This window comes from Polyangium sorediatum (assembly GCF_029946465.1).
GTDB classification, from domain to species: Bacteria; Myxococcota_A; Polyangia; order Polyangiales; family Polyangiaceae; genus Polyangium; species Polyangium fumosum.
On record NZ_JARZHI010000145.1, the window covers coordinates 1 to 8,655 of the forward strand.

Annotated in this window: 8 protein-coding genes; 1 reads left to right on the forward strand and 7 read right to left on the reverse strand. The window is 62.6% G+C overall.

Features of this window, described 5'->3' with window-relative positions:
• Positions 1-378: 378 nt before the first annotated feature.
• The 6 genes from QHF89_RS49385 to QHF89_RS49410 form a co-directional block, all read right to left on the reverse strand.
• Complete coding sequence (locus QHF89_RS49385; protein ID WP_284721999.1) at positions 379-2,073, reverse strand: AAA family ATPase; 1,695 nt, start codon at positions 2,071-2,073, stop codon at positions 379-381.
• On the reverse strand, positions 2,043-3,170 hold the full coding sequence (locus QHF89_RS49390) for a 5'-methylthioadenosine/S-adenosylhomocysteine nucleosidase family protein (protein WP_284722000.1): 1,128 nt from the start codon (positions 3,168-3,170) through the stop codon (positions 2,043-2,045). The genes QHF89_RS49385 and QHF89_RS49390 overlap by 31 nt, the downstream gene beginning before the upstream one ends.
• A gap of 210 nt (positions 3,171-3,380) precedes the next feature.
• On the reverse strand, positions 3,381-4,277 hold the full coding sequence (locus tag QHF89_RS49395; protein WP_136973357.1) for a tyrosine-type recombinase/integrase: 897 nt from the start codon (positions 4,275-4,277) through the stop codon (positions 3,381-3,383).
• Positions 4,278-4,776: 499 nt separating this feature from the next.
• Positions 4,777-5,205: a hypothetical protein gene (locus QHF89_RS49400; protein ID WP_136973358.1), complete on the reverse strand. Its 429-nt coding sequence runs from the start codon at positions 5,203-5,205 to the stop codon at positions 4,777-4,779.
• A gap of 314 nt (positions 5,206-5,519) precedes the next feature.
• Positions 5,520-5,879: a glutaredoxin domain-containing protein gene (locus QHF89_RS49405; RefSeq protein ID WP_136927584.1), complete on the reverse strand. Its 360-nt coding sequence runs from the start codon at positions 5,877-5,879 to the stop codon at positions 5,520-5,522.
• An 85-nt stretch (positions 5,880-5,964) separates the two neighbouring features.
• Entirely contained in the window at positions 5,965-6,345 is a 381-nt protein-coding gene (locus QHF89_RS49410) for a helix-turn-helix domain-containing protein (protein WP_136973359.1), read from the reverse strand.
• Between the two features lie 582 nt (positions 6,346-6,927).
• On the opposite strand from QHF89_RS49410, the gene QHF89_RS49415 reads away from it, so the two are divergent.
• A complete protein-coding gene (locus QHF89_RS49415; RefSeq protein WP_136973360.1) occupies positions 6,928-7,644 on the forward strand; it encodes a hypothetical protein in 717 nt (238 codons plus the stop codon).
• A gap of 6 nt (positions 7,645-7,650) precedes the next feature.
• On the opposite strand, the gene QHF89_RS49420 is transcribed toward QHF89_RS49415, so the two are convergent.
• Entirely contained in the window at positions 7,651-8,556 is a 906-nt protein-coding gene (locus tag QHF89_RS49420) for a hypothetical protein (protein WP_284722001.1), read from the reverse strand.
• Positions 8,557-8,655: the final 99 nt, after the last annotated feature.

Here is an 8,655-nt window from a genome sequence, read left to right on the forward strand (position 1 = left end):
GCAGGCGTCTGCGCGGTGCTTGCTGTCGAAGCCCGTTGGCGCGCGGTGGCAGGCCCGGATGCGCGTGCTCGCGGCGCCTGCCACGGGGGCGGGGCGGCGTCCAGACGGGGGTGGGCGAGGTGTTACGGATGAGCTCGGGCGCGAGGTCAGGGCGGCCGGCGGAGCGGAGGCGTTCGGCGAGGGTGTTGAGGAGGCGGGCGCGTTCTTCGGCGGTGGCCTCGGTGGTGCAGGTGGGGAGGGAGAGGGGGGGCGGATACCAGGGGCCAGCGTCACGCGGGCGTGCCAGGTGCGGCCGCGTAGGTAGGTGTTGCCGGTGCGGGGGCGGGGCATGAAGGGCTACTTCACACCAGCAATCCGGCGTCAAGCTGACAAGTAAAGTCAACCTTCTGAGTCAGACAGAAAACGAGGATCGAGATCGGCTAGTGACTTTAGTCTCGACAGAACCGAACGACTGATGACGACGTGCAGGTAGCAAACAGCCCTCGATGAGCCCACGTACATCTCGCGCGGAAGATTGCGATTAATCGAGTTTACAAAGAAGACCAAAGCATCGCACTCAAGTCCTTTGAACGCGTCTACGGAGTAAAGGGGAATGACCTGGTCAGCTACCCAAGATGCATGATTCGCCAAAACCTTCGTAGGCCGTTCAGCGCGCAAAGACGATGCCCAGGTTGCTGAGGAATAGAAGCGGGCCTTCGTCGCATCGTTAACAGTTGTTTCTTTCCCCGTATGTGTCCTTGCACCAAGGTAGATGCCTTCGTTGCGGGTGAAAAACTGAGCCTCTGCTTTGGCTGTGCCTTCAAAAAATGGCCGCATTCTCGTTGCGAGCTGACGAACGGCACGAACGTCCTCGCTTGTCGGGGTTGCCTCATGCGACAATTGCGGGACCACGAGGTATTCAGCAGGCGCTTGATCTAGCGGGATACCGTACCTGTTGGCAATCTCGGAATGACTGTTCCCAGACCTTAGGTGATCCACGCGTCTTAGCGCCTTGGTGCACAGCTTCCGCAGCTCATTTGTCACGACGATCTGCCACCGGCGTTCGCTATGCTTGACGAACTCAAATCCGTTTATCTTGCTTGCCTCCGCAGATGACTCGTTTGTGAGCACCCGAATTCGGTCTTGCTTCGCGTACTTGTGTGCGTCGAGAAGCGCTTCTGTTAAACGGGTGTCGAGATCGCGCTCGTCAAAAGGTGTCACCTTGGCGATGCCGTCCGCCGTCAGGACGCTCGACGTAAGGGGGGCATCCCTATGGAAGCGACGCACAATCTCGAATATGTTTCCTCCGTTCCGACAGTTCTTCGACATGGATATCGGCTCACTGCCCATCGGGTATGGCGCGCGATGTGGCAGCAGTGCCTGGTTGTCATCGTAAAACACGTACAGGGTCTTGGTTCTTGAGTATTCGAGGAACGCATCGATGAGCGCCCACCACGATTCCCTGAAATCTTGGCCCTCATCTACGATAATCGCTTCGTAGGACGCCGTAGTCTTGTTAACAGCGTCAAATGCATGGTTGACGTCTTGGTCAAGTGGTTCGTCAAATGCTGTCCAATCGAGGCGCTCTGGTGTCGCAACCTCGGCTAATTTGTTCACAAACGTAGTGATGTCATAAACGTCGACCGACGAATTTGCGACGAGGGACGCCAAGTGTTGGGCGAGATTCGGATTGTGGCAGAGAAGAAGCGTCCGCATGCCTGCGGCGTCTAAGCGGATTGCCTTCTCAGCCGCAAGCAACGTCTTCCCAGATCCTGCGCATCCTGTAATTAGCGCCCTACTTCTGAATCGTATCTGATGAAGTGCTTTAACCTGATCGTTGGTAAGATGTTCAACGTTCCTTTTGAGCTTGACCATCCACTCCGTGATCGAAGGCGCGAATTTCTCCTTCTCAGCACGGACTCGCGTCGGTTGAGGCTTGGTCCGCGCGCGATCGGCGGGCTTCTTCTCACGATGCGCAACCGAGCCCAGCCGGTCTGAACCGGCCTGGAAAAAAGCTGGCATTGGTACGCTGCCCGGCGCCAGACTTATCGATGACGCCGGGCTTAGCGAGGGTCCGGAAACAGGTTCTCCCATTCCTCCGTCAAGAACCGGTAACAGACCTGCGCAGCGGTGTATGCCGCATAATCCCGCCATTCGTCAGTTTTGCTTGTTGCAAAATCAGAGATCGACTTCATGCACAAGAATTCGGGCGGCGGTTGACGGGCGCTCTGGCAGGCTAAATGAACACCATACGCCTCCATCTCGATGCCGATTAGCTTGCGCCAATGCTCAAGGACTTCGAACATTGGCAGTTTTGCATCAATTACTGCTGCCCCAGAACCAAGTGGGCCGACGTGAATGTCGATGCGGGTTTGCTGCCTACCCACTGGCCATTGTATGCTAATCTCGTCAAGCCCTGGGCGTTCTTTGCTCCAGTAATCAAGCCGACTCCGCAGCCGCTCGGAGATGCGAATTGGATCGTAGTCGGGCTCAAAATGGAGTTTGTTGTCGCGTATCGTAAGCTTCCCGGCGTTGTAGTCGAAGGTCCGGTTGGGCACCAGAACATCTCCGTACTTCTGCTTGTCGCTCTTGGCACCACCGGCGATACCCACCATCGCCACAAGTTTGGGTGTGAAGCGCAAAATCATTTTCGCCGCGAGCACCGCGGAAGCAGGCATCCCCATCTGAGTTTGCGCTGCTGCAACGACGCGCAGACATCTACCTTTCCGGGTCGTGTACTCGGTCTCCTCGTAGCTGTTGGGATCGTCCTCAGTTGCTGGGAGGGGCTTCCAGTGGCCCTTCTGGACGGTTTTGACCTTCTCGAGCTCATCGTGTGTGGCGCACAGGATGGCAATGTCAAATATCGGCTTGGACGTGTAGGGCATGAGAGCAGTTCCTTGTGCAGCGGCGGGCATAGAGGCGTCTTCATCTGACACAAAAATAAGCGAGGCGGCTCTTTCGATGTCTCGAAGTACATATTCATGAATTGCCGCGGAAGAAGATGCGTCGGCAATGGGAATAATAAATGGAATGTGCCGGTCGTTGGATATCAGTTGCTGAGCCAATTGCCAAAGGACATGCGTTTTTCCTGAGCCTGGGACGCCTACGATGAGGTGCTTACTGCTCTTGTCGTCCACGAGAGCTGCGACGGGGCGATACTCGTTGGTGTGCGCTTGCAAACGCCTGCTCACACGCCGAGTATGCGCATGCATCAGGTCCAATCCCTGAACCACTCTGGCGGGCACCTTTGGAAACAGCCCTGGCAAGGAAGGCGGACGTGCCAGTTTGAGTAGGTGCGATGCCGCACGTAGCGTTGCGTCCCTTGAGACTGCCGTGTCGGTCTCGCTCACAATGTGGGCAAACTTGCTCCAATGCAGCTGACACGTCAAGAACAAACCTTATCAAGGTAAGCCGGCCGAAGGGCCTGTTCCATCGACATGCCCACCCCCCATCCTCACCAACCCCCCTACCCCAAGCTCCCCCACCGTCCGCGCCACCCTCCGATACCGATTGATCATCACACTTGACCGATGCTCCGTCCGATCCTGCACCCACGCCTCACTCTTCCCGCACGCGAGCGCCACCGTGATGAACGCCGCCCGCGTATCATGCAGCCGAATCGGCATCCTCACCCGACTCCTCTCGAACGGCACCGCCCGCGTGATCCCCGCCGCCCGCAAGTGCTCCCGATACCGCTCCGCCGCCCTTCGCTTCCCGATCGGCTTCTCCTCCTCGTCCACGAACACCACCGCCTCCTCCCCGACATCCGCGCCCTCCCGCACCCGCAACTCCCGCCAGGCCCGCCGCGCCTCCGGCACCCCGGGCGTTAGCGCCCACGCCCGCGGATTGTCCGTCTTGTTCTCGTCGAGCACCATGGCCCCGCGCTCGAGATCGAAATCGCTCCACGTGAGCCTCGCCGCCTCGCGCAGCCGCAGCCCCTCTCGATGGAGAAACCCATAAAACACCCGCCACGCGAGCGGCACCTCGGGCGACCCGATCAACCGCGCCTCCTCGTCCGGATAGATCCACCCCTTCGCCTTCCCGGACCCCACCTTCGGCAAGAACCCCTTCCGCAGCGGGCTCGCCGCAATCACCCGCAGCGGAAACACCGCCATCGCGCAAAGCCGATGGAGGAGCTGCGCCACGTGCCTCCGCGTCGCCGCCGACCGCTCCGGCGGAATCCCCCGCATCACGGCTTCCGCGTCGTCGAGCGTCACCTTGTCGATCCGCACCTCCCAGATCACGGGATACACGTACCGACGCAGCCGCCCGACGTCGTCCTCGGCGCTCCGCTTCACCCGGACAAGCGTCTACAGGCGTGGAAGGCGGGTGGGCCGGGGGCACGACACGACCCGCGATCGTGGCCGATGCGGGCGGCGCGGGGGTGGCGTGGTCCTCGGGGTGGACTTATCTCCCGTGACGACTTTCGTGCAAGGCGTAGGCGCCTCTCTCGACCCCGCTGCCGATGCCATTGGGTTTCCGGGCGAACCCGTTCCAGCTCCCGCACTTCCGGGAACGCATACCGGCGTGGATTGGCTCACGATCCAGCCGCGCTCCGGCGGTGGCTGGTGGGTGGCGGGAAACGACAGCATGGCCATCAACGAGCACACCGTGGACGGGTCCGGCAACTCGACGCGACGGGCGCTCGTCAACGTTCTCCAAGGCCCCGCAGGGGGGATTTGCGGCCACACACTTCGAGTCTACGCGCTGGAACGACGAGTTGTGGCTCGCATTCAAGGACGCGAGCAGCAGCTTGGCGCAGCCATTCGGACTGATCCTGGTGCACCCAGAGTGCACCTATGCATCGATGTATGATTTGATGGGCCCGTAGGAATCGAGGAAGGAACCGAGACGGACATGGATGACACCATGGCAAGGGGGTTCCTCGAGCGTCCCCGCCCTCCCCGCTCCATGCCCGAGCCCTCGGCAACCGAGCCCGAGCCTCCTCCCCGCCGCGTCGGCGCGGATCCCCATCGCGTCCACACCCTCGGCAACCGCGTCGGCGCGGATCCCCATCGCGTCCACACCCTCGGCAACCGCGTCCGCGCGGATCCCTATCGCGTCGACACCCTCGGCAACCGCGTCGACACCCTCGGCAACCGCGTCGACACCCTCGGCAACCGCGTCGACACCCTCGGCAACCGCGTCGACACCCTCGGCAACCGCGTCTTCGCCCTTGGCAACGGTGTCCGAGCGATCCCCATCGGGTGCTCTCGCCCTCGACAACCGCGTCCTCACCCTTGCCAACCGCGTCCGCGCGATTCCCCCTGTCCTCCTGGACCTCTACAACCGCGTCCACGCATTCCCCCCACCGCGACCTGGCCCTCCACGCGGGCGTCGACGGAGGAAGATTCCGCCGATGAGAGCATCTGACCCCTGCTTACCTTGCGGCCCTCACTCCACAACGCCCGCTCCTTCCATGAAGGTGCGGGGCTCGGAAGGCGGCCCAGGAAGCGGGGAGGCGCGGACCGATTGCGCGCAGACTTCCCCGCTCCCCGCGGGACGCGTCTCACCGGGGGTGAGATCGTGGCAAGCCGTGCCTATTTCTTGAGCTTGCCGGCCGCCTCGATTTTTTTGAGTTCGCTGTGTCCGCCGACGAGGATGCCATCGATGAACACCATCGGGAAGGTTGGAAACCCTGCCCAGAGCTTGATGGCGAGGCGTTCCTTCCAACGGGAAAAGTAGCTTCCGTACTCGAGATACGTATACTTGACGCCTGCCTGGTCGAGCAATTTGCGGGCGTTTTTCACGACCGGATTTTGCGCCATGCCGACGACGACGACGGGATCACGCGTGACAGCGGCTGCGACCTCGTCGACAATGCCTCGGTGGAAAGAGGCGATGATGTCGTGGACCTCGGGGGAAACCTTGTCGCTCGGAAGGGTTGGACGAGTGCTCATGGTCACGCTCGTGTAGTCCAACCACGAGCGCTTTGCAACGTGCTTGCCGTTCGCGGTCAAGGTCGACGGGGGCGAGACTCATGAGTCATTTCCCAAGAGTGAAGGAACGCTGAATTCTTCTCGCCCAATCCTCCAGCACTTGTGTGGCCTCGCGTGCCGGAAGATATCTCAACTTGTCGAACTCGCGCGACAACGCGTCGTCATTGGCACCCGTAAACAGGACCATGGGCACGACATCGAGCGCTGCCGCAATGCGGTACACGGGTATCATCGTCGCGTTGACGCGGGCACGCTCGATGCTCGACAGGTACCCCCTGGACAAGCCGCTCGCCTCGGCGAGCTGCGCCTGCGTGATCCCCCGATGCAAGCGCAGCTCACGGACGCGGGCACCTACTCGGACACGAAACTCTTGAGCATCGCGTTTTTCTTGTCGAGGCACAGGCGGGTCCTTCCCGACGGAGGTCATCGACTCACCCCTACCACGCCTTACGTCCACCGACAAACCCTTCCATCAAATCCGATTGTCCGGTCACACGGCCGTAGCCGCAGAGGCCTGGTGTCGGACTCTCCGAGGTTTGTCTCCGGCCTTGACGCGTCACAAGTCGCCAGGTAGCATCCCTGCGTGCGTATCCGCCTCTTCTTCGCTGCATGGCTCGTAACGTCGGCAACTGCCGCATCGTTCCTGGGGGCTGGTTGCTGGTATAGTGATGGTTCCCCCGGCTCCGACTGCGCGCCCGGCACGCCCCCGAAGTGTTGCCCGTGCCCCTGGCCGGAGGACTGCCCGGACGGTGCTCCCCCGCCGCTCCCCGAGTGTGTCGATGGCGGCACCGAGGCGGGCGATGGCTCGCAATCCTCCTGCACGGATGGGACGTGCGTGGTCCCTGTTCCCGACTGGCCGCCCGTGTTGCTCGCCACGGGTGCAGAGATCGACGTGCCCTTTTGTCCGGAAGACGCGCCCGAGATCGCCTTCGAGGGAAGGCCCGCGCCGGCGTGGGGGCCCGTGTGCCCGACGTGCACGTGTGATGCACCCGTAGGAGGAGGATGCCACGTGCCCACGACCTGGACCGTGACCTCCGACTCATGTGCGGGCGGCGGTGTCAATACTTCATTCGACCCGCCTGCGAGTTGGGAAGGAGGTTGTACCGCGACGAACTTCATCCCGGTAGGTCTCCAGTGTGGCGGCGTGCCGTGCGTCGGAGGGATCCACATCTCCGCGCCTACCATCGAGGAGCCGCCCTGTACGCCGCATGGCAGTGATCCTCCGCCCGGACCGGCCTACTATGTGCCCGGAGGGTTTGGCGCGCCGTTCGCCCGCGCCTGCGCCCGCGCGCCTTGGCCGGCATGTGAAGGAGAGGACGAGGTTTGTCTGCCGCTCTCGGGCGCGCCGTTCGCCACGTGCTTGATGCACGAGGGCGATGAAACCTGCCCTGAAGGTTGGCCGGACAAGCACCTCTTCTACGGACAGGTCGATGATCAGCGGCAGTGCGAGGCTTGCTCGTGTGATCCGCCGACGGGCGCGATGTGCTCCGTCAAGGTCCACGTGTACAGCGACGTGGCGTGTACCGTTCAGCGATTGGAGGTTGACATCTCGCCCGAGATGGGGGGGGATTGCCACCCTCTCATGTCCGGCGTCGCGCTCGCTGGTATCGCCGCCGAGGTGCTCGACTATCAGCCTGGCACCTGCGAACCACACGGCAGCACGCCCGTCGGCGACGTCCTCCTCGCGGGCGCGACGACGTTCTGCTGCCGTGAACCCATGATCTGAACGAAATCAGAACCAGTAGAGGAGCGACGCGCCGAAGTTCGCCGTCACCGGCTCGGTACGCCATCGCGTCGGCTTCTCTTCGGCTTTGAACCTCGACCGAAACAGGTTCCCACCGAGCTCCGCGTCCATTCGGATCTTCAGTCGATCGCCGACCGGATGTTCGAGGAGCCCGCGGATAGCGACGCCGAAGAAATGAAGGCGGTCCGGGTCCGGGTACGTCCGGTTCACGGTCTCGGCCCACATGGCTCCGGCCATGACCAGTCCGCACACGCCAAACGATCCGCGCAGATAGCAGGGGCCGAGTGTCGTCGAGGCCGTGTACACATGCACGAGCGTCGTTCCGAGGGGCCGCGTGAGCAGCGGAAACGTCGCGCGCGCATTCGCCTCGATCGTCCACCGCTCTGCGAAGCGATACCCGCCGCCCATGTGCGCGCCGCCGACGACCTCGGGGGTGATGCCGACCGCGAACAGCCCTCCGGCCCCGAGGAACCATCGACGCTCGACGGGCAGGGGAGGCAAAGGGGGCTCGGTGGGCGTCGATGGCGACGGAGCTGCGGGCGGAGGCGGCTTCGGCGCGGGGCAGGGGTCGGGCCCTTTTGCAGGCGCCGGGGGCTCCTCCGGGGGCGTCTCGCGCTTCTCCATCCAGAGCGCCGCTGCGAGCGCCGCCTTGTAGAGCACCTCGTGGCAACACGTCGCGGCCGGGTATTCGCGATGGATCGTGTCGAGCACCTGGTCGTCGAGGTCCTTGAACACGAGATCCACGCCGTACCCACCCGTTGACGTTCGGACGACGCGCGCCGAAAGGACCCGGGACGCAGGTGGCTCCAGGAGCGGCTGTGCGAGCACGAGATCGAGGAGGCCTTCGAAGTCCTCGAGGCGGTCGCAGTGCGAATTTCGCGCGATCGTGACCACCCGTTTCGCGGCATCGTGACCACCTGTTTCGCGGCATCGTGACCACCTGTTTCGCCATCGTGACCACCTGTTTCGCCATCGTGACCACCTGTTTCGCCA